Source organism: Halomonas sp. ATBC28 (assembly GCF_005937175.1).
GTDB classification, from domain to species: domain Bacteria; phylum Pseudomonadota; class Gammaproteobacteria; order Pseudomonadales; family Halomonadaceae; genus Vreelandella; species Vreelandella titanicae.
This window is the reverse complement of sequence record NZ_VCQL01000026.1, coordinates 41,678-63,579: the sequence shown is the minus strand read 5'-3', so window position 1 is coordinate 63,579 and position 21,902 is coordinate 41,678. Positions and strand designations below refer to the sequence as shown.

Genomic DNA, 21,902 nt, shown 5'->3' with positions numbered 1-21,902 from the left:
CCCCCTTAGGCGACGACGAAGTGGCCCTGGCACGCACTCAGCTCGACTGGCCCCATGCGCCCTTCCATATTCCCGAGCCGATCTACTCCGCCTGGGATGCCCGTGAAGCGGGCAAAGCGGCTCAGCAAGCGTGGGACGCGCGGTTTGCCCGCTATGCTGAAGCCTTCCCCACTGAAGCGCGAGAGTTCACCCGCCGGATGAAGCGCCAGCTGCCCGCGGAACTGCCTACCGAAGCCTTGATCGAGCAGGCCCAAGAGCGTGGCGAAACCATTGCGTCACGCAAGGCCTCGTTCGAAGCGCTGAATGTGATCGGCCCGCAAATGCCGGAACTGCTGGGTGGCAGTGCCGACCTGGCACCGTCTAACCTGACCTTCTGGAAAGGCGCCAAAGCGATCACCCCGGAAGACGCCAGCGGCAACTACCTGCACTACGGTGTCCGTGAGTTCGGCATGGGGGCGGTCATGAACGGCATCGCCCTGCACGGCGGCCTGGTACCTTACGGTGCGACCTTCCTGATCTTCATGGAGTACATGCGTAACTCGATCCGCATGGCGTCGCTGATGGGCCAGCAGGTGATTTACGTGTTTACCCATGACTCCATCGGCCTGGGTGAAGATGGCCCGACTCACCAGCCCATTGAGCAGCTCACCAGCCTGCGTACCACGCCGAACCTCAATACCTGGCGCCCCTGTGATGCGGTCGAAACCGCCGCCGCCTGGGATGCGGCCATCAAGCGTCACTCTGGCCCCACGGCGCTGGTGCTGTCACGCCAGAACCTGCCCCACCAGCAGCGCACTAAAGCGCAGTTGGCAGCCATTCAAAACGGGGCTTATGTTCTTAAAGACCCGGTTCTGAAAGATAGCGAAGGCACGCCCAAAAAGCCGGAGTTGATTCTGATTGCCACCGGTTCTGAAGTCGGCCTGGCCATGGACGCCGCCGCCAAGCTCGAGCAGCAGGGCAAAGCGGTGCGCGTGGTCTCCATGCCCTCGGCCTATCGCTTTAACGGCCAGGACGCCGAGTACCGTGAGAGCGTGTTGCCCAAGGCGGTGACTAAGCGTATCGCCATCGAAGCCGCCCATGCCGACTACTGGTACAAGTATGTGGGTCTTGACGGCCGCGTGATCGGCATGACCACCTACGGCGAATCCGCCCCGGCGGGGGATCTGTTCAAGCACTTCGGCTTTACCGTCGACAATGTGGTCAAGCAAGCGAATGAACTACTGGGTTAAATCTTAAAAGCAGGCAAAAGCTCGAACCTGGCTCCTCACTTTGCTGTAAAACGAGAGGAGCCAGCTTTATTGAGGCTGTTCAGTAAGGCTGCGGAATCTCGCCGTCGTCATCATCGTCGCGCATACGCGCCTGGCGTTCCGCCTCTTCCTCTTTAGCATCGTCGATGACTTCCATCAACTCATCGACGTTAGCGATATGGGTGTCGGCATCGAAGTGGCCGGTGAGCTTGCTATCTGGGTGTAGTTCACCGGTTTCGTACAGCGCCCACATCTCTCTGCCATATTCGGTATTCAGAAGCTCTGGCGCGAACTGGCCAAAGTAATTGCGCATGTTATCCACATCGCGATACAGCATTGCGGCCGCGCTGTTATTACCAGCGGCGTCAACAGCCTGGGGCAGATCGATAATCACCGGGCCGGAGGCATCGACCAGCACGTTAAATTCCGACAAATCGCCATGAATCAGGCCCGCGCACAGCATTTTAACCACGTCTTGAATGACCTTGGCGTAGTAGGTCTCGGCCTGCTCTGGCGTTAGCGTGACTTCGTCCAAGCGCGGCGCGACGTTGCCTTCGGCGTCGCTGATCATCTCCATCAACAGTACGCCGTCTACAAAACCATGAGGCTCAGGTACCCGCACGCCCGCCGAGGCAAGACGGTAGAGCGCGTCGACTTCTGCATTCAGCCACGCCTGCTCCTGCTCTTTCTGGCCGTAACGGGTTTTTTTGGCCATCGCCCGTGAACGGCGGCTATTGCGCTCTTTACGCCCCTCTTGATACTGAACGGCCTGTTTAAAGCTACGCTGTTTGGCCTCCTTAAATACCTTGGCACAGCGCACTTCTTCACCGCAGCGCACCACGTAGACCTGCGCTTCCTTGCCACTCATTAACTGCACCAACACCTCGTCGATCATTCCATCATCGACCAGGGGTTGTAATCGCTTAGGGATTTTCATGGTTAGCTGCGTCGGCTCCTCTTTGGTACGCGTTCAATAACGGATACGGCGAACACGGAAAGCCCGCCCTTTTAATTTATCACGCTCGAGTTTGGCCTGAGCTTGTTGAATCACATCGCGCTCAACGGCCACATAGGCACTGCGGGCGAGCACTTTAATTTTACCCACTTGATCGCCGCGCAAGCCGCCTTCACTGGTAAGCGCGCCGAGAATATCACCGGGGCGCAGTTTATCTTTCTTGCCACCGGCCAGTTGCAGTGTCGCCATGGGCGGCTCGAACGGTACCGAGTGCTGGGGTTTGGGCAAGGGTTCGGTTGTAATCGCCTGCTCCAGCAACCCTTCCAACCGCTCCAACCGATAACTCTCTTTAGGGGTCACCAGCGTGCAGGCAATACCACTGGCCCCGGCTCGTCCGGTGCGACCTACCCGGTGTATATGAACATCGAGCTCACGGGCAATTTGGTAGTTAAACACCGCGTCCAGCTGGGCAATATCAAGGCCGCGGGCGGCAACGTCCGTGGCCACCAGAATAGACGCGCTCTGGTTAGAGAACAGAATCAAAATACGATCACGATCCTTCTGCTCTAAATCGCCATTTAGCGCCACGGCGCTAAAACCAGCATCGGTCAGTTGATCAGCCACTGCCTGGGTTTCGCGTTTAGTGTTGCAGAATACCACGCTGGTCGCGGGCCGATAGACCAGCAGCAGCTGGCGCAGGGCGTCAAATCGCGCCTCTTCATTGGCGACGCTATAGAAGTGCTGTTGAATCGTGGTGGCGTCGTGCACTTCGGCGATTTTCACCATCACCGGTTCGCGCATGACACCGCGGGTCATCTCGGTTAGGCCGCCCGATGTCTGCTCGTCGGGAAAGGTCGCGCTGAACAGCAGCGTTTGGCGGTCAGTTGGGGTCTCGGCAATGATGTCATCAATAGTTGCCTGGAAGCCCATATCCAGCATGCGATCCGCTTCATCCAACACCAGCATCGAGAGGGATTCCAAAGTGAGCGAGCCTTTGCGCAAGTGCTCGTCAATACGCCCAGGTGTCCCCACAACAATGTGCGCGCCGTGCTCTAAAGAGCCGAGCTGCGGCCCAAAGGGCGCACCGCCGCAGAGGGTCAGTATTTTTACATTGGCCATACCACGGGCCAAACGGCGCAGCTCTTCAGCCACCTGGTCAGCGAGTTCCCGGGTAGGACACAGCACCAATCCTTGCACCGCAAAGCTCTCGACTCTCAATTTAGCCAGCAGTGCCAAACCAAACGCAGCCGTTTTGCCTGAACCGGTTTTCGCCTGCGCCAGCACATCGCGCCCGGCCAGCATCGGTGGCAGGCTCTCTGCCTGCACCGGCGACATTTCGTGGTAGCCAAGGGACGCAAGGTTGCTCAGCAGAGCTTTTGGCAACGCTAACGAGGAGAAAGAGGAGTCAGACACGATATTACCTTGCTTGGGCCACAGTAGATGGCCATCGGAAAACAGCGCACGCAGCCTAAAAGACAAACGACACGCGAAAATATTACCGCACCATACCAGAAAGTGCCCCTTACTGCGCCGCCATCACATCGCCATCAGGTGGCCAGGGGCACAAAGGTAGCCTGACTCAGCGAGGCTAAATCCCCCGGGGCCAGCTCGATTTCAAGTCCACGACGCCCGGCGCTTACATAGATACTGGCAAAGCTTTCGGCAGAGTGATCAATAAAGGTGGCCAAGCGCTTTTTCTGCCCCAGCGGGCTAACGCCCCCCAGCACATAACCGGTAGTGCGCTCGACCTCCGACGGTTCCGCCATGGTCGCTTTCTTTGCGCCGGCGGCTTTGGCGATTTGCTTTAACCCCAGCTGGCCATTCACCGGCACAATGCCGACCGCCAGCTGTTTGCCATCCAGCTTTACCACTAAGGTTTTAAAAACCTGCTCCACCGCGACGCCCAGTTTTTCCGCCGCCTCCAATCCATAGGAGTGCGCGGTGGCGTCGTGATCGTACTCATGGATTTGAAAGGCAATGCCTGCGTGTTTTGCACTATTGATAGCCGGTGTCATGGCGTTCTCTTCATTAATAGCGTTGATACGATGACTTTACTGAATGGCACACTTCGCCCGATAGGTTAATAGCGCGACAGGCAAATGGAAGTCAACCGGTGGCTGGGCATGAATGTTAGCACGCTATAAATGGAAAGCTGAGCGCCAGCTACTATGCTTAAAAGTGGTTATCCGTCATCTAATGTGAATTTAATATTGACCGGCACATTTTGTGCCTCACGGTTCAGACAGAAACCACCAAGCCAACTGTCTGTTGTGGGAGGCCGCCTCCAGCGGTGGTCCGACACTTCGGCGAAGGGTACCGAAGGTATCCCGGTGTTGTCAGGCTGGCAGCCTAAATGGTCGCGAGCTAAAGCTACCTCCCACAGGTCAACTGTCAGACTGTCAGAAACAATTCCATACCGAATGACGAAGAGCCTTAAAAATGAAATGCTCAATAGTGCAGTAGTTAAACGGAAGCTAAATGAAAGGAGTTCAACAATGCCAGCAACCTCCAAAGCGCAACAGAAAGCGGCGGGCGCGGCACTATCCGCTAAGCGCGGAGAAACCAAGCCCAGTGAACTTTATGGTTCGTCTAAAGAGATGTATGACTCCATGAGCGAGGAGGAGCTAGAAGATTTCGCGAGTACACAGCGCAAAGGCAAACCGGAAAAGAAACAGGATTAACTATCCTTTTTGATATAAAACCGCCAGCTTCGCTAAGCTGGCGGTTTTGGTTTTGCTAACGACTACTGCTTGCAAGGCACCACTTTACGCAGGGTGTCTTTTGCCCATAGCGTTTGGCCATCCGGCGTACGGCCATGCTCATTCCAGCGTTCGGCGGTTTCAAGGCAGAAAGATCCAGCGCTTTCAACGCTCGCATCGCGGTTAGCCGGGCGCTCGCCGCCAATCCGCATAACGTCAGGATTGTCGGTAGTATAACTTGGCGCAATGGTAGAGCTTGCACAGCCAGCGACCAGTGTGGTCAGTAGCAGTACGGGTAAACAGCGGCGCAGTGGCATGTTTTTACAACCCTCAACGTAGCACTATTAAGCCGACACCTATTGTCGGTAGCGCTAAATAGCACTGCCTGTAACAGAACGTCAATCTTTTTTCACCCTTCTCAGCCAGCGACTAAGGTAAGACTGGTAATAGGGCGCAGGTTTAGCCGTTTACAGCGTTTCTCTACACTCTCCACTATCTCTTGAGCGTCGTCGAACTGCTGCTTGTCGAGCTGGATATCGACCATTAAAAAGCTGCCCACCTGGGCCAGGCGCACATCGTCGGCAGTGACATCAAAGTCAGCTATATCCTCCACCACATCGCGTCGCACGCTGCTGCATGAACCGCCAAACATCAGCTCACGCAGTGCTCCCTTCACCATGCGAACCGGCATGGGCAAGAAGTAGCCTGCAATGATCAGCACCATCACCGGGTCGGCAAAGCGCGCGTAGCTGGCCCATGGCGACTGGGTTAACAGCCAGGTAAGCCCAAACCCCAACATGACAGCGGCACTTAGCCAGGTATCCATCTGCCACTGACGTAGCTCGGCGGTCAACAGCGAAGAGCGCGCTACACCGGCGTAGCGCGCCAGCCACCACCAAGTTAATAAACAACCCGTGACGTTGACCACGCCAAACATCAGCGCCAAATCCAGCGTGACCAACCGCCCACCAGCGAGCAGGCTCCATAGCGCGGAGACCAATGACACGATACACACCATCGCGATCACTACGCCTTTGAGCAGTACCGCAAGCGGCTCCACCGTCAGCCGCCCAAAGGGGTAGTGATCGTCTGCAGGTTTACGCGCCTGCTTAAGCGCAAATAACGATAGCGACGCCAACACCAGGCTTAACAGCGAGTAACCGCTATCAAAAAGAATCGTTATGGAACCACTGGTCAACCCTAGTGCCAGCCCGGTAAACGCAAACAGGCTAGCAGAAATGGCTGAAAATCTTAGCGCACGGCGCTCGGCAACAAAGGGGGTCACGCGGATAACTCCATCACGTTAGGCGAATTGTGCGCCATAATAGAGAAGAGTTATGACAATCACGAATCGCTCAGCGCCAAGTTAACTGGCGCTCAACGCATTAAACGAGGCGACTATGCGCGCTGAACAGGTACAGGCTTTTATTGATGTCACCGAGCATGGCTCCTTTGCTGCCGCTGCACGGCATACCGGCTTAAAACGGAGCACGCTAAGTGCTGCCGTCAATGCGTTGGAGGACAGCTTGGGCGTGGCGCTATTTGAGCGCTCGGGCAACAGCCTAACGCTGACCGCCGTAGGCGATAGCGTGCTTCCCGACTGCTACCGTTTACTCACCAGCGCCAGCCGGATCAAAAAACACTGCCACCAACACTTGCAGGGCGTTGAAAGCCAACTCGGCATTGCCCGTGATGACGCTCTCCCCGAGGTGTTTTGGCGCCAGGTGATGCATGATTTAAAACAGCAGTTTCCGTTAACCGCGATTTCGGTGTACTTGGTGCCACCCCAGGAGCACACCCAGTTTGTGCAGCGCCAAACGGTGGATATTGCCTTTGGGCTGTATACCGCTGAAGGCATTGATACCAACGCGGCCAACCTTGCTCCCGTCAGCATGCGTTTAGTGGCAGCGCCCCATCACCCTTTAAGTCGCCTCCCTAGCGTTAACCGCGACGACTTGGCCCAGTACACCCAAGTGTGTTTGACCTACGTACAGGATGACAAGCTGATCAGCGAGGCGCTGTTTTCAGGTAATTATCTGGGTTTAACCATGTTTGAGGTAATCCGCGACGCCGTCATCAATGCAACCGGCTGGGCCCTGCTGCCTTACCCGCTGGTTAAAGGCGCCCTAGAGGCAGGCACGCTCTGCACGCTAAATCACGATCTAGTGCTAGACAGCCACTATTACCGCTATGTGGAGAGCGATAACCGCGGCGTGGTGGCCACCGCCTTGTTAAACAAAGTGGCGCACTTCTTAGCTTCCCAGAACTGAGCCCTGGGCGAATACCAGGCTAACACTCAGGACTTGCTGACATATCGTTGAAATCTTTTTATGGAAAAAAACACCAAAGCCTTCCACGCTATTACAAAGAGCTAAATAAGGAGCCGCCAGGACACGCCACGTGAGGAACACTGGCAAGTGTCATCTGGGCGTAATACGCACCTGCCAGTGTCGATGTTGCCGTCAACCAAGGAGTGATTCCAACGATGGTACGACTCGATAAGAAAGCCACTCGGCTGTATGTGTTGGACACCAATGTCCTCATTCATGACCCCACCGCGCTCTACCATTTCGATGAGCACGACGTTGTTATTCCCATGACCGTCCTGGAGGAACTTGATAAGCACAAAAATGGTGTACGTGAAATTGCCCGCACGGCTCGCCAAATCAGCCGTACGCTCTCTGACCTTACCAGCCAAGTCACCTTTGATGAGATCCAACGCGGTATTCCGATTCCCCGTATCAGCGGCGACACAGGACGCCTGCACTTTTTATGTTATAACGATTTAAAGCTCTTTGACGCCCTCGACGATAGCCCCGATAACCGCATACTGGCGGAGACCTGCCGCCTTCGCGAAGAACGCCCCGACGCCTCGGTCATCCTGATTACCAAAGATATCAACCTCCGCGTTAAAGCCGCCGCGCTGAAAGTGCCCGTTGAGGATTACCTCAACGATCGCGCCTTCTCCGACAGCGACGCCATGATTGAGGGCGCCCAGGTCTACGCCTCCGCCGGCCAGCATGGCGCTTCACTGTGGGAAGCGTTGAATGTCGATGTCACGGTGGAACGACTCGATCACCACACTTTCTATCAGCTCACCGGCACTATGCCCCGCCACTGGCACGTGGGCATGCTGGTCTCGGATAGCGAAAACGGGGCGGAGTTCGAAGCGATCGTTCGTGAACTGGGGCCCTCTTCGGCGCGCCTTCAGTTGCTGACGAACTATCGCCACCACTCAGGCGTTTGGGGCGTTCACGCCCACGACAGTCGGCAAAACTTCACTCTAAACCTACTCATGGATCCCGATATTGATCTGGTCACCATTGCGGGTAATGCCGGTACGGGTAAGACCTTTATGACCCTGGCCGCCGCCTTTCAGCAGACCCTGGATGCCAAGCTGTTTGAGCGAATTGTGTTTACCCGCGCGCCGATCCCCATGGGGGAAGACATTGGCTTTCTACCCGGCACCGAGGAGGAGAAGATGTCACCGTGGATGGGTGCCTTCCACGACAATATGGATAACCTGCTGCGCAACGAGGAGGGAGAAACCAGTTGGGATAACGGTGCCACGCGGCAGTTGATTGGCTCACGGGTACAAATCCGTTCGCCGAGCTTTATGCGCGGCCGCACCCTAAACGACACCTTTCTAATCATTGACGAGGCGCAAAACTTCACCCCCAAACAGCTTAAATCGCTAGTAACTCGGGCGGGGCGCAATACCAAAATCATCTGCCTGGGCAATGTCGGGCAGATTGACACCCCCTACCTTACCGCCAACACCTGCGGTATGGCCGCAGTAGTTGAGCGCTTCCGTGATTGGCCCCATGCCGGGCATATCACCCTGAAAAGCGTTGAACGCTCGCGCTTGGCCCTGGCGGCAGAAGAGCTGCTTTAAGCTTTCTTCTTTAAACCTGATTTTTTTAAAACCAACCGCCTCCCACCGCTGGTGGGAGGTGCTTCTCCACCCTCAGATATCGTTACTCTCCTCAATATCCTTCCATGGCCGCGGGGCACCAATGGTATCCGCGGCAAACGCCTCGCGTTCACCTAGCGGGCGCGCCTCGCCAATGGTGGTGTCAGTGAAGGTTTGGCGCTCCATCTCACAGTTGACTTCCGCACCAAACAGCACCACAAAGGCAGAGAGCCAAAACCATAGCATTAGCGCCACCACTGCCCCCAGTGAGCCATAAAGCTCGCTAAAGGTAGAGAAATAGCGCACGTAGAGCGAAAGCCCTCCGGAGCCTAACAGCCACATCCCCGTTGCCAGCAGCGTCCCATAACTTAACCAACTCCACTGGGCCGAGCGCCGATAAGGGGCGTAGCGGTAGAGCAGCGCAATCAGCATGCTCATCACCACTAACAGTGCAGGCCAGCGTAGCCATTGCAGGATTTGATCCAACGGAGGATTAATCGCCAAGGAGTTGACCAGCACCGGTACGATGGCAATAAACGCTAGCGAGATCAGCGTCATAAAAATCAAACCAAAAGTCAGCGCGACCAATACCGTACTACGGTGTAACAGGCTGCGTTTTTCAGTTTCGCCGTACACCACGTTAAGGCCAATAACCAACACCGCCACCCCTTTGGAAGCGATAAACATCGCAATCAGCAGCCCGGCTAATGCGCCCAGAAAATTACCCGATTCCGCACTCTCCACGACCTTTTGAGCCTGCTGATCAATCAGTTTGGCAGCATCCGGCGGCATGAACCGGCTTATTTCATACAACTGCTGACCGGCTTCATAAGGGTCAAACAGTAACCCCCAGAGGGAAATGACCGCGGCGATAGTGGGAAACAGCGCCAGCAAGGCGTAAAAAGCCACACCGGCGGCCAGCATGGTCAGGCGGTTACGACGAGCGGCGCGCACTACCCGCCAAGTAATATCGTGCCAACCCCGCTGGGGAATATCACCAGGTACCTGCGCGCGGCGACCGCGAGGGAGCTTACCCATAGCAGGCTCCTGACAAGCACATTCCACACAGTCGTCTCATCGCTGGCCTTCCCACATCAGTAGCGCCGCAAGCAATACGGCAAGCACCATCATCAAACCACTGGCATGGTGACGCAACCAGGACTCAGCAGACAACAGCCGCGTTAAATGCCCCATCAACGTTTCTTCGGTTTTTTGCGCGATCGCCACGCTTGTCGCTTTCATCTGGGTGCAGCAGTCGCCAACCCGACGTAATGGCACCAGCACAGCGCCTACAATACCCGCGTAGATCCACCATAGGTCGCCGGCGGGGAGCGATTTCCCCTTCAGCGGGCGCGTTAATAACCAACCCACCGCGGCGAACAGCACCCCGACCGGAAAGGGCCACATGATGCCCAGCCACTCTTTCAGCGGGGGTATCTCGATGCTGCCCGCTGGAAGTGGAAGCCACAGCGGTGTTAACAGCGCTGCGGCGATGGCGACTAACCAGGCGCCCCACTGCTCGCGGTTACTGCCCCCCTTATGACGCTGCTGCCACTGACGCCAAAGGGCAACACTCACGAGTGCCGCCGTGCCAACAGCCGCCCAGCTGAGCAGCTTGATCAAGGACTCATGGTGCATTTCGTACAGCGGACTCTTCACGCCCCACTTGCTGATCAGGCCCGCACCAATGGCGCCCGCCAACGAGATACCCGGCAGGGCCAGCAACGCCCAAACCAACGGCAGCGGCCAGCGCGGCAAGTGCTCGCTGATACTGGTGCCCATAAACAGCGAACCTTTGGCCAGCGCGTGATTGGCGGCAAATAGTACCAAGCCTGGCCATAGCAGCGGCCATACCGCTGGCGCGACTAACCCCATGGCCACTAGCGCGGTCATCATGCCCATCTGGCTGATGCTGGAGTATGCTAACACCGCTTTAGGGTGGCGCTGAAAAACCCCATACAGCGCGGCGCCAAACGCCGCCGACAGCCCTGCAATTAACATAATGCGGCCAAACTGAGCTAATGAGGCCGAAACCTGTTCACTCCCTAGCGGCAGCACACTGATCCAGCCCAGCAGTCCCGCCTTAATCATCGCCCCGCTCAGCACTGCACTGGCCGGGGCCGGAGCCACCGGGTGGGCTAACGGTAGCCATACGTGCAAGCCAATAACACCTGCTTTCACGCCAAAGCCCAAGCACAGCAGGGCGGCCATCCATGCACCTTGTTCTGCAACCAAAATGCCTTCACGCAGGCCTTGCAGCGTTAATGTGTCAGCTTCGCCGGCTGCCCATAGAAAGCCGCCTATAATGAGTCCTTCCCCCACCACGGCTAACATCAAATAAGCCTTGGCCCCCAGTCGTGCCTCCTCAGTACCGCTATGCACCACCAGGGCGTAGGCGGCGAAGGTCATCAGCGCAAAGCCTAGATAGAAACTGGCAATATCCTGGGCAATAATCAGCAGTACGTTGCCGAGCAGTGTCAGCGGCCAAAGCAGCGCTAAGCGCAACAGGCGTCGCTGAGTATCCTGATCCCCCTCCTGGGCCTTCGCCTGTTCCGTCGCAAAATAGCCCCTCGCGTGGATGGCTGCCAACCCCCAGAGCAGCGAGGTAAACGCAAGCCAAGGGCGGCTTAGCGAGTTAAGCGCCCATTCGCCGCCCAGCATCCAGGCATCCATCGTCCACTGCGCTTCACCGCCGTAGGCTAGCAGCAGCGCTGGCCAAGCGGCGCTTAGCCATAGTGCTGAAAAATAGCTCTGACAAACAGCCGGAGCGCGGTAGGCGCTCCATAGCGTCCAACCGATTACGACCAGCGGCCAAAGTAGCGCCAGGGCGAGCAGCAGGGTCATCATGGTAGATACTCCCCGTTGGCTACCCGAGCTGCCCAATCCAAGGGGCTAAAGGGGAGCCCGGCAAATAGCCCGGCCCCCAAACTCACCAAGGCGGTAAACATCATTGGTAACAGCAGCCAACTATGGGTTTCATAACGGCCTAGACGCCGCTCTTTGGGCCAACTGCCTTTGCCATGGGCGGGCCCTGAACGGAACCATAAGCGGTGCACAATGGGTAAAAAGTACATGGCGTTGAGGGTACTGCTCGCCACTAACACGGCGACGACCCAGTACATCTCGGCCTGAATCGCGCCAACGCCGAGGTACCACTTGGTAATAAACCCCGCAACGGGAGGAAGGCCAATCATGCCAAACGCGCCGATAGTAAACGCGATGCTGGTCAACGGCATACGCTTACCAGCACCGTCCATTTCATCGATGCGATGAATCCCCAGCTCTTCGGCATAGTTACCCGCACAGAAGAACAGCGTGACCTTCATTAAGCCCTGATGCAGCAAGTGCGCCAAGGCGCCGACGGTGCCAAACGGGCCGAATAAGCCGATGCCGAGAATGACGTAGGAGACCTGACTAATCGTGGAGAACGCGAGGCGTGGTTTGAGCTCCTCTTGAGCAATCGCCCTTAACGAGCCATAGATAATCGTAATAGAGGCCGCTACCGCTAACGCGGTGATAACGCCCAGCTCCACGCTCAACTCAATGCCAAACAGGTCGTAAACCACCCGCAAAATGCCAAACGCGCCCGCCTTCACCACCGCTACGGCGTGCAGCAGCGCACTCACCGGCGCGGGCGCCACCATGGCTCTGGGTAACCAACCGTGCAGGGGCACCATAGCCGCTTTTACCGCCAGCCCACCTACCAAGAGCGCAAATATCAGCGTTAGCAGGCCACGGTGATCGTTCACATAGTCGCCCAACCCCTCTTCTGAAGAGAATGATTGATCCCCGGTCAGGCTATACAGCAGCACAGCCCCCAGTAGCAGCACCACACCAGCGCTTAGTGTATAGCGTAAATAGACACGTCCCGCATTGAGGGCTTGCTGGGTGCCCTTGTGAACCACCAACGGGTAGGTGGAGAGCGTCAACATTTCGTAAAAAACCAGGAAGGTAAACAGGTTATCGGCAAGGGCAATGCCGATCGTGCTCGCCACGCACAGGCTAAAAAAGCCAAAAAAGCGCTTCCGGTTGGCAGAGCCTTCCAGATAGCCGATGGCATAAACGGTAGTGCATAGCCAAAGCAGCGACGATAACCCGGCGAACATCACCCCTAGCGCATCGCTGCGCAGGACAAAATCAACGCCCCCTACTACCTGAAAGCTAAAAATATCCTCATGTCCCGCGGCTACCCGCCTGACCATCAGCATAACCAGAATAATCTTAACGACAGCCGCCGCGAGGTTGATCGTTGTGCGCAGGCGCCGAGCGTCTTCAGGCAGTGCGAAAATAATCACCACCACCAGTAGCGAGGTCGCCAAAGCGGTCAGTGGTAACCAGGCGGCGTTCATGGGCTACCTCCATGCATCAATTCCAGCGGGAAATGCGCCAATAGCCCTAGGGCGAACGCAATCAGGGCCAGCGTTAGTGCGATCAGATCCATACCGGGCGCCAGAGGTTGGTAACGATGGCGAGGGGCCGTTTCGTCAAACGAGTAACGAAACAGGCGAAATATATAGGCCGCTGTTAATAGCGTACCGGTTAGTAGCGCCGCTACCGCCCACCACTGCTGGGTGATGATCATCGCCTGAAGCAGCATCCATTTAGCCGTGAAGCCAGCACTGGGGGGAAGGCCCATCAGAGTGATAGCGGCGATGCCAAACACCAGTAGCGAAAGCGGCAAACGGCGGCTGGTACCCGCCAGGCCTTTGAGCGTGCTCTCACCGGTGGCCAGTATTAGGTTGCCTGCGGCCATAAACATGGCGGCTTTGGCAAAGGCGTGGCCCATTAGCTGCAGCCAAAACCCCTCCCAGGCTAACGCCCGGGGCAGCGGCGCAATATCGGGCCCCAGCAGCAGCGGAAAAGCCACCATGAGATACCCCAACTGGGCCACGGTGGACGAAGCCACCAGGGTTTTAAGTGAATCAGTACGCCAGGCCAGTAACCCACCCCATACAATCGCCAGTAGGCCTAGCCAGGCGATAACACGCGGGGCGTAGAACGTATCGGGGAGCAGAATGCTCCACAGCTGCAGCAATATAAACAGCGACGCTTTGATCACCAGCGCCGCATGCAGCGCGCTCACCGGTGTCCAGGCATTCTCGTGGACAGGAGTCAGCCAGGCATGCAGTGGAAACAGCGCGGCTTTCAAGGCCAGCCCTGCGCCTATCAATGCGGCGGCAAACCACGCCACCGGCCCAGGCTCGACGACCTCAGCCAAGCCCTGCAAATCCAACCGCCCCCAGTGGCCCAAAATCAGCGCGACCCCGAGTAAATAGGTTAACGAGCCCATCAGGGCCAAGAGCAAATAGCGCATTCCCGCCACCAGCGCGGCTACCTTGCCCGATAGCATCAGCATCCCGACCGCCGCAAGGCCCATCAGCTCCAGCCCGGCATAGAGGGTCAACAGGTCAGTGGCCAACCAAATTAACGAAAGCGCACTCAGCACTACGCCCATCAGCGGCCACAGCCAGCGTGCCAACGGCCCGGTTTCGCTTAAGCGCAGATACCCTGGCGTATAGAGCGCTGCCGCAACGCCAATCACCTGGGTCATTAATAGCAACAGCACGCTCAGCCCGTTTAAGCGCAGCGACAGCTGAACGCCTGCTATGTCCCAATGCCAGCGCAGTAGTCCCGCTTGATCGTAAGCAGATAGCAGCATTAGCCCAGAAGCCAACACCGGAACACTCGCCAGCACCACGGGCCATGCCCGCTTAGGGGGGAATAGTGCCGCCAGCATGCCCAGCAGCAGGGGTAAGCCAAGCGCAACTAACAGCGCCCAGTGGGTAAGGAGAAGGGGTTCAAAGGTGCTATCGAAAAGGCCAAAGCGCCAAATCATATGGCGCCCTCTTCAGGTTTACCGTCACGCCCCAAAGCATCGACCCCTTCGAGATGCAAAAGCTGCCGAATCAACAGCGCACCCAGCATTGAACCCAGCCAGGCGACTAGCAGCCCTACACTAATTAGTGCCTGAGCAGTCGCCGAGGTGCCTGCCACGCCAGCCAGTAGTATAAACACCGCCGAGCCGAGCAGATTAAACGCCAGCAGCCGACGCAGCAGATGACGGTGTAGCGCAAACGCCCCTAAGGCCGTAGCGGCAATCACCACGCCAGCAACAAGCAGCGGATGCTCTGAAGGTGCATAAGCCATATCGGCAACGACATAGCGGATCGCGGCGCCGACCATGACAAACCAAGCCAGCGCCAACACCACCCGCATCGCCACCCGCGACCAAGGCTCGCTGAATTTATCGCGTTCTAAAGGTGAGGAAGCGCCGGGTAAAACATGGCCCAGGGCATAAAAAAAACAGGGCCCGGTTAACCCTACCCCTAGCACCAGCTCGACGGCCGCCAGCCAAGGGGCACCGAGCTGCCACCAGGCCGCAGTCATTGCGGCCGTAAAAGCCACAAAAAAGTAGCAGGCGCGCACCATGTGGCGATCAAACAGGCACACTAGCGCTGACGCCGTGAGGCACAGCGCCAGCAGCACTTCTAGTGCGTCAAAAGATTCTATTGCATCAAAAGAGGCTGTCATTCGTTTTCGCTACATCCTTGCATCGGTCACGAATAGGCGCTTAGTTTAGGCGAGAACTCAGCCACTTGCCGATATCATTCACCTGCTGGGGGCAGAGCGCATGGGCCATGGGGTATTGACGGTAGTTGACCGCGTAGCCCATCTCTTTTAAGCGGTCAGCACCGCTGCGACCCAGGCTTTCAGGCACAATGGGGTCAAAATTACCGTGCTGCACTTCTATAGGGATTTGACGATTGGCTTCCGCAAGATCGATATTGTCGGCGGTCGCGAAGTAAGTCGACATGGCCAATAAGCCCCCTAGCGGCGCGGGAAAAGTCAGCGCGGCGTGGTAGGCAACAGCACCCCCCTGCGAAAAGCCCGCCACAATAATGCGTTGGCTATCGATGCCCTGATCGATCTGCTCTTGAATCAGCGTCTGGATTCGCTCAGCAGATTTCTTGAGCTGGATCTCATCGACCCGACGTCCCAAATCCATGGCCAAAATATCGTACCAAGCGGGCATCACCATACCGCCATTGATCGTCACCGGCAGGCGTGGCGCATGGGGCATGATAAAGCGCACGTGAGAATCTTTAGGCAGCGCTAATGCGGGCACCAAGGGTTCAAAATCGTGCCCATCCGCGCCTAAGCCGTGAATAATAAACACACAGGCATCGGCGGGTTGACCATCTTTCGGCTCAATAATCAGTTCGCCAGGAGCAGTCATGACATCGTATTCCTTATTCAAAAAGGGCCACCCTAGCGCAAACCCGCGTTAACAGCGAGCCATGGCATGCTTAAAAAGGCCACGCCACGTTTAAAAGGGCCACACGAGGGGAATCAAAACGAGCGCTATGGCACCCGTCAGTATATTTAATCCACCGCCCAAACGTAGAAAATCGCTCACCCGGTAACCACCTGGGCCATACACCATCAGGTTGGTTTGATAGCCGATGGGGGTTAAAAAGCTCGCTGAGGCGGCAAACATTACCGCCACCACATAGGGCATCGGGTTCACGCCCAAGCTTTCGGCCGCGCTCATCACCACCGGAAAAATAATCACTGCCGCTGCATTGTTGGTCACCAGCTCGGTGAGCAGCGCCACCACACAGTAAGTGCCTACTAACAGTAGCAAAGGGTTTCCGGCCACTAAGGTGAGCACTCCGCCGGCCATTACCTCGGCAGCACCAGAGCTTTGCAGCGCGGCCCCCACCCCAAACGACGCGGCAATAGTGAGCAACACCTGGGTGTCCAAGCCACGCTTGGCGGCGCCCACCGAACAGCAGCCCGTTAGTAGCGCCAATGCCGCCCCCAACATGGCAGCGTTGAGCATGCTCAGCACACCGAAGGCGGCGAGCAGTACGGCGCCTAACAGCACTCCCCACGCTAGCGGCGCCTTCTCATGGATCGGCCGAGCTGCGCCATTTAACTCACTAATCAGCAGAAAGTCCCGCGACTGACGATGACGCTCAATAAAAGGAGGACGCGCCTCCAGCAACAGCACATCGGCAGGCTGCAGCCGCACTTGGCCAAGATTACCCTTAACCCGTTCACCGCCACGGCAGATCGCCAGCACTGCTGCCCCATAAAGGGTTCTAAAGTGACCATCGCGAATACGCTGGCCAATAAACTGGCACTGATTTGAGACCACCGCCTCGACCAAGCGACGCTCTTTAAACTCTTTCTCCAAGCTGGAAGTACCATCCCGGGAAGGGATTAAGCCACGAATTTGCTGCAACTCCACCGCCGCATCAGAGGTACCTGCAAACACCAGCCGATCGCCACCTTTTAGCTGCTCGCCAGGCCCAACAACGCTAACCACGTTGCCTGCGCGCTCAATCTCAACCAGAAACAACTCCTGCAGGTGGCGTAGTCCCGCCTCTTCGACAGTGCGATCCACCAACACGCCTGACGGGTCGACTTCCATTTCGATAGTGAACTCGCGTGGGTTGGCAAACGCATTGGCCAGCCCTTCCCTGGCAGGCAACAACCGCGGCCCGAGCAAAATAAGATAGCCAAGCCCTACGACGGCGACGGGAACACCGACCCAGGCCAAATCCAACAGGCCCATACCGAGTTCTGGGTAACGCTCCAGCAATAGCCCGTGCACCACCAAGTTCGTGCTGGTACCAAAGAGCGTGATGGTGCCACCGAGGATAGAGGCGAAACTGAGCGGCATCAGCAGCCGCTGGGGAGACAAGCGCAGCCGACGGCTCCAGCTCATGACCGCGGGAATATAGGTAGCGACAACCGGGGTATTATTGACAAAACCGCTAAGCGTGGCCACGGGGAGCAGCAGGCGAACCAACGCGCCTCGCTCGCTTTTTGGCCGTTTGAGCACATAGCGAATGATCAGGTCGATGCCGCCGGTTTCGCGAATGCTGGCCACCAGCACATACATAAACGCCACGGTAAACAGGCCGCTATTGGAGAAGCCCCCCAGCGCCTGCTGTGGGTCAATCACCCCCAGCGTCATTAGCAAAATCACCGCGCCCAGCAAAATAATATCCGGCCCCAGGCGTGAAAAGGCCATCAACGGGAAGATGGTGAGCACCACCCCGACCGCTATCCAAGCATCCAGCGACATAACCACGACATCCTTAACAAATAAGCATGGCGGTATTGTGAAGCCAATCGCATATTCTAAAAAGTTATTTTTAGAAACATTTAAAGATCAAAATGGAATATGAGGTGTGAGGAAAGCATAAGGATTGCCTTAATTATACAGATACAAAAAACCCCGCGCTCGGCGGGGTTTTCTGGTCAATCAACGCTAGGCGGTGATTGTTAACACCTTAGTAAAGGAATTAACCTTCTACTTTGATGTTAGAAGCCTGAAGGCCTTTTTTACCCTGTGTGACGTCGAAGGAAACCTTCTGGCCGTCTTGCAGGGATTTGAAGCCTTCTGCCTGAATTTCTGAGAAATGCGCGAACAGATCGTCGCCATTGTCGTCAGGAGAAATGAAGCCGAAACCTTTAGTGTCGTTGAACCACTTAACGGTACCAGTTGCCATGATCGAAATCCTCAATGTTGCTAATTAAACCGGGAAATACCCGAATTGCAGTGGGTATAACAAGAGACTTTCACCAGATTTAACGCTAGAGGCGCTTCTATACTGCTGACAACGTTCGACTTGCTAACCAACTGTAACTATTCTGCGCTCAACCACCCTCCTGCGTCAACACCCCCATAAAACGCTGCTTAGTAGATTTTGTCGCTAGTAAACCTCACGCCTCTCAGCCAGTATCCAACCGGCGGCCTTCTCGGCAATCATCAGCGTCGGAGAATTGGTGTTGCCACTGGTGATGGTCGGCATAACGCTGGCGTCAGCCACTCTTAGCCCGCTAATACCGCGCACTCTCAGCCGTGCATCGACCACTGCCATCGCATCATCTTCCTGGCCCATACGTGCGGTGCCCACCGGGTGGAAAATAGTCGTGCCGATATCACCAGCCAGCCGGGCTAACTCATCGTCACTTTGATACTCGACGCCGGGCTTCACCTCTTCCGGCGCGTATTTGGCAAACGCAGGCTGCTCGGCGATACGCCTCGTCACCCGCAGAGAATCCGCCGCCACTTTGCGATCTTCAGGGGTGCTCAAGTAATTGGGAGAAATCGCCGGTGCCTGGCGCGGGTCGCTGCTTTTAAGTCGCACGGTGCCCCGGCTGGTAGGGTTCAAATTGCATACGCTGGCGGTAATCGCTGGGTAGGGATGCAGCGGCTGACCAAAGGCTTCCAGGCTTAGCGGCTGCACGTGGTACTCAATATTGGGGTGCAGCTGATCCTTCGTGCTGCGGGTAAAAGCCCCCAGCTGCGAAGGTGCCATGCTCATCGGCCCAGAGCGCTTAAACAGGTACTCAAGGCCAATTCCCGCTTTACCCCACAGCGTGCTGGCTATGGCATTGAGGGTTTTGCCATTAGTAATCCGATATATCGAACGAATCTGCAGGTGATCCTGCAAGTTCTCGCCGACGCCCGGCAGCTCATGCACTACCTCAACGCCATGCTTACGCAACGACTCTGCGGGCCCCACACCGGAAAGCTGCAGCAGATGCGGCGTACCAATCGCGCCTGCGCAGAGCACTACTTCCCTGTTCGCCATGACGCGAAGCGGGCTGCCCTCACGCTCCACCTCCACCCCTGTGCACCGCAGCATGTTGGCACTTTTTTCGAACAGCAGCCGATTGACTTGAGTGGAGTGCCATAGTGTGAGGTTTTTGCGCTTAAGCGCGGGGCGCAAAAACGCTTTGGCGGTATTCCAGCGCCAGCCCGAGCGCTGATTGACCTCAAAGTAGGCCACGCCTTCGTTAGAGCCACGGTTAAAATCGTCGGTACGCGGGATCCCCGCCTGCACGGCAGCTTCGGCGAAATCATCCAGCACCTGCCACTTAAGGCGCTGCTTTTCGATCCTCCACTCCCCACCGTGGCCGTGAAAATCCCGGTGCTGGGCGTCTGCATCTCCGCCCTCGTCCAGACGGTAGTGGTCTTCATGTTTGATAAAGTCGGGTAGGCAGTTCTCCCAGCGCCAGGCATCGTCGCCGGTGACTTCCGCCCAGTGGTCGTAGTCACGCGCTTGGCCGCGCATATAGATCATGCCGTTGATGCTAGAGCAGCCGCCCAGGGTTTTCCCCCGCGGGTAGATCAGCGAACGGCCGTTGAGGCCTTTATCGGGCTCGGTGCGAAACAGCCAGTCGGTACGTGGATTATTAATGCAGTAGAGGTAGCCCACCGGAATATGAATCCAGTGGTAGTTATCGCGACCGCCCGCCTCTATCAGCAGTACCTTATTATTGGGATTGGCACTCAAACGATTAGCCATCAGGCACCCCGCGGTGCCTGCGCCGATCACGATATAGTCGAAGTAACTGATATGGTCGATATTGTTATGGGTAGATTCTGACATTGGTTGGCTCCGGTAACGTTTAGTCGCTACTTCGCCGTGGGCATTACAAATTCAGCCCCGGCATCAATCGAATCCGACCAACGCTGCATAATCGATTTCTGCTTGGTGTAGAAACGCACGCCTTCTTCCCCATAGGCGTGGGTGTCACCAAACAGCGAGCGCTTCCAGCCACCAAAGCCGTGCCATGCCATGGGCACCGGAATAGGCACATTGATACCCACCATGCCGACCTGAATGCGGCGGCCAAACTCCCGCGCTACCGTACCGCTTTCGGTAAAGCAGCTAACGCCGTTGCCAAACTCATGGTCGTTAATCAACTGGATTGCAGTGGCGATATCCGGCACCCGCACGCAGACCAGCACCGGGCCAAAAATTTCTTCTTTATAGATCGTCATCTCGGGAGTGACATTGTCAAAAAGCGTACCGCCCATCCAGAACCCGTCGGCGCAGTCCTCGCCTGCCGATGAAGCATTAAAGTTGCGTCCATCAACCACCAGTTCAGCACCTTCAGCCACGCCTTTTTCGATATACCCAGTAATCCGCTGGTGGGCTTGACGAGTCACAATGGGGCCCATTTCCGCATCCAGCTGCATACCATCTTTTACTTTCAGCGCTTTAGCCCGCTCAGCCAATGCTGGCACGACTTTATCCGCCACATCACCTACCAACACCGCCACGCTAATCGCCATGCAGCGCTCGCCGGCGGAGCCATAGGCGGCGCCAATCAGTGCGTCGACGGCTTTATCCAAATGTGCATCCGGCATCACTACCATATGATTTTTGGCCCCGCCCAAGGCTTGAATGCGCTTGCCGTTGCGCGCGCCGCGCTCGTAGATCAGGTTGGCAATTGGCGTTGAGCCTACAAACGACAGCGCCTTAACATGCGGATGGTCGATCAGCGCTTCCACAGAGTCTTTATCACCCTGCACAACGTTGAACACGCCGTCGGGCAGGCCAGCTTGCTTAAGCAAGTCAGCCATCAGCAGCGAAGCACTGGGATCAAGCGGGCTTGGTTTCAAAATAAATGTATTACCCGCCGCAATTGCCAGCGGGAACATCCACATCGGCACCATGGCAGGGAAATTAAATGGCGTTATACCTGCAACGACGCCCAGCGGCTGGCGCATCGTCCAGTTATCGATCCCGGTACTCACCTGCTCGGTGTAGTCACCCTTTAACAACTGCGGGATACCACAGGCAAATTCAACAATATCGATACCACGGGCCACTTCACCCTGGGCGTCAGTGAACACCTTGCCGTGCTCTTTGGTAATTGCTTCGGCTAGCTCATCTTTATGAGCGTTTAACAGCTCTAAAAACTTGAACATCACCCGGGTGCGGCGGATCGGAGGGGTATCGGCCCAGGCAGGAAAAGCGGCTTGTGCGGCCTCTACCGCCGTATTGACGTCCGCCGGGGAAGCGAGCGACACACGGCCGGTAACTCGGCCAGTGGCAGGGTTAAAGACGTCCTGGGATTGAGCAGACTCACCCGCGGTGACCTGACCATTAATAAAGTGCTGAATCGCTGTTGTTGTCATGGGAGTACCTAGTTAAGAACGCATGTTTAAAGCGTGTGCAAAAAGCTTACTTTCAGCCTAGCCTACTGGGCCTAGTGAACGGATCAATTGAGTTATTTAAAAGCCAGTTATAAGCTTTACTAATATCACGACGAGT

Annotated in this window: 19 protein-coding genes; 4 read left to right on the top strand and 15 right to left on the bottom strand. The window is 56.6% G+C overall.

Translation table 11 applies throughout. The annotated features are described in order from the left end of the window. A partial coding sequence (locus E0L35_RS22430; protein WP_283241549.1) for a transketolase C-terminal domain-containing protein occupies positions 1-1,229 on the top strand: 1,229 nt, incomplete at its 5' end. Positions 1,230-1,308: 79 nt separating this feature from the next. Here the strand turns inward: E0L35_RS22430 and E0L35_RS22425 are convergent. From E0L35_RS22425 to ybaK, 3 genes are all read right to left on the bottom strand, one after another. Further along, positions 1,309-2,184, bottom strand: coding sequence for a PA4780 family RIO1-like protein kinase (locus E0L35_RS22425; protein WP_009288324.1), 876 nt, complete (start codon positions 2,182-2,184; stop codon positions 1,309-1,311). A 33-nt stretch (positions 2,185-2,217) separates the two neighbouring features. Next, complete coding sequence (dbpA, locus tag E0L35_RS22420; protein ID WP_133729986.1) at positions 2,218-3,615, bottom strand: ATP-dependent RNA helicase DbpA; 1,398 nt, start codon at positions 3,613-3,615, stop codon at positions 2,218-2,220. A 134-nt stretch (positions 3,616-3,749) separates the two neighbouring features. After that, a complete protein-coding gene (ybaK, locus tag E0L35_RS22415) occupies positions 3,750-4,217 on the bottom strand; it encodes a Cys-tRNA(Pro) deacylase (RefSeq protein WP_133729985.1) in 468 nt (155 codons plus the stop codon). Between the two features lie 480 nt (positions 4,218-4,697). Here ybaK and E0L35_RS22410 point away from each other — a divergent pair, with 480 nt between their 5' ends. Continuing rightward, positions 4,698-4,883: a DUF3008 family protein gene (locus tag E0L35_RS22410; protein ID WP_022522460.1), complete on the top strand. Its 186-nt coding sequence runs from the start codon at positions 4,698-4,700 to the stop codon at positions 4,881-4,883. Between the two features lie 62 nt (positions 4,884-4,945). Here E0L35_RS22410 and E0L35_RS22405 read toward each other — a convergent pair whose 3' ends face one another. After that, positions 4,946-5,218 (bottom strand): hypothetical protein, encoded by a 273-nt coding sequence (locus E0L35_RS22405; RefSeq protein ID WP_039860484.1) that lies wholly within the window; start codon positions 5,216-5,218, stop codon positions 4,946-4,948. A gap of 101 nt (positions 5,219-5,319) precedes the next feature. After that, positions 5,320-6,186, bottom strand: coding sequence for a cation diffusion facilitator family transporter (locus E0L35_RS22400; protein WP_138801478.1), 867 nt, complete (start codon positions 6,184-6,186; stop codon positions 5,320-5,322). Between the two features lie 115 nt (positions 6,187-6,301). Between E0L35_RS22400 and E0L35_RS22395 the strand changes: the two genes are divergently transcribed. Next, positions 6,302-7,171, top strand: a complete 870-nt coding sequence (locus tag E0L35_RS22395; protein ID WP_009288327.1) for a LysR family transcriptional regulator — start codon at positions 6,302-6,304, stop codon at positions 7,169-7,171. A 215-nt stretch (positions 7,172-7,386) separates the two neighbouring features. Then, complete coding sequence (locus E0L35_RS22390; RefSeq protein WP_138801477.1) at positions 7,387-8,796, top strand: PhoH family protein; 1,410 nt, start codon at positions 7,387-7,389, stop codon at positions 8,794-8,796. A 72-nt stretch (positions 8,797-8,868) separates the two neighbouring features. Here the strand turns inward: E0L35_RS22390 and E0L35_RS22385 are convergent, their stop codons facing one another. The 10 genes from E0L35_RS22385 to E0L35_RS22340 form a co-directional block, all read right to left on the bottom strand. Next, the gene (locus E0L35_RS22385; RefSeq protein WP_138801476.1) at positions 8,869-9,852 is read right to left on the bottom strand and encodes a YihY/virulence factor BrkB family protein; all 984 of its coding nucleotides are present in this window, start codon (positions 9,850-9,852) and stop codon (positions 8,869-8,871) included. Between the two features lie 36 nt (positions 9,853-9,888). Then, positions 9,889-11,661, bottom strand: a complete 1,773-nt coding sequence (locus tag E0L35_RS22380; RefSeq protein ID WP_138801475.1) for a complex I subunit 5 family protein — start codon at positions 11,659-11,661, stop codon at positions 9,889-9,891. Then, a complete protein-coding gene (locus E0L35_RS22375; protein ID WP_138801474.1) occupies positions 11,658-13,163 on the bottom strand; it encodes a proton-conducting transporter membrane subunit in 1,506 nt (501 codons plus the stop codon). Before E0L35_RS22375 ends, E0L35_RS22380 begins: the two co-directional genes overlap by 4 nt. Further along, a complete protein-coding gene (locus tag E0L35_RS22370; RefSeq protein ID WP_138801473.1) occupies positions 13,160-14,650 on the bottom strand; it encodes a proton-conducting transporter membrane subunit in 1,491 nt (496 codons plus the stop codon). Before E0L35_RS22370 ends, E0L35_RS22375 begins: the two co-directional genes overlap by 4 nt. Beyond that, positions 14,647-15,345 carry a hypothetical protein gene (locus E0L35_RS22365; RefSeq protein WP_138801472.1) on the bottom strand — a complete coding sequence of 233 codons (699 nt, stop codon included), beginning with the start codon at positions 15,343-15,345 and terminating at the stop codon, positions 14,647-14,649. The genes E0L35_RS22370 and E0L35_RS22365 overlap by 4 nt, the downstream gene beginning before the upstream one ends. 40 nt (positions 15,346-15,385) lie before the next feature. Further along, positions 15,386-16,051 (bottom strand): alpha/beta fold hydrolase, encoded by a 666-nt coding sequence (locus E0L35_RS22360; protein WP_138801471.1) that lies wholly within the window; start codon positions 16,049-16,051, stop codon positions 15,386-15,388. 90 nt (positions 16,052-16,141) lie between these two features. Further along, entirely contained in the window at positions 16,142-17,911 is a 1,770-nt protein-coding gene (locus E0L35_RS22355) for an SLC13 family permease (RefSeq protein WP_138801470.1), read from the bottom strand. Between the two features lie 220 nt (positions 17,912-18,131). Continuing rightward, positions 18,132-18,338, bottom strand: coding sequence for a cold-shock protein (locus E0L35_RS22350; protein ID WP_022522448.1), 207 nt, complete (start codon positions 18,336-18,338; stop codon positions 18,132-18,134). Positions 18,339-18,542: 204 nt separating this feature from the next. After that, positions 18,543-20,228 carry a GMC family oxidoreductase N-terminal domain-containing protein gene (locus tag E0L35_RS22345; protein WP_051052176.1) on the bottom strand — a complete coding sequence of 562 codons (1,686 nt, stop codon included), beginning with the start codon at positions 20,226-20,228 and terminating at the stop codon, positions 18,543-18,545. 26 nt (positions 20,229-20,254) lie between these two features. Continuing rightward, positions 20,255-21,766, bottom strand: coding sequence for a CoA-acylating methylmalonate-semialdehyde dehydrogenase (locus E0L35_RS22340; protein ID WP_138801469.1), 1,512 nt, complete (start codon positions 21,764-21,766; stop codon positions 20,255-20,257). Positions 21,767-21,902 lie beyond the last annotated feature (136 nt).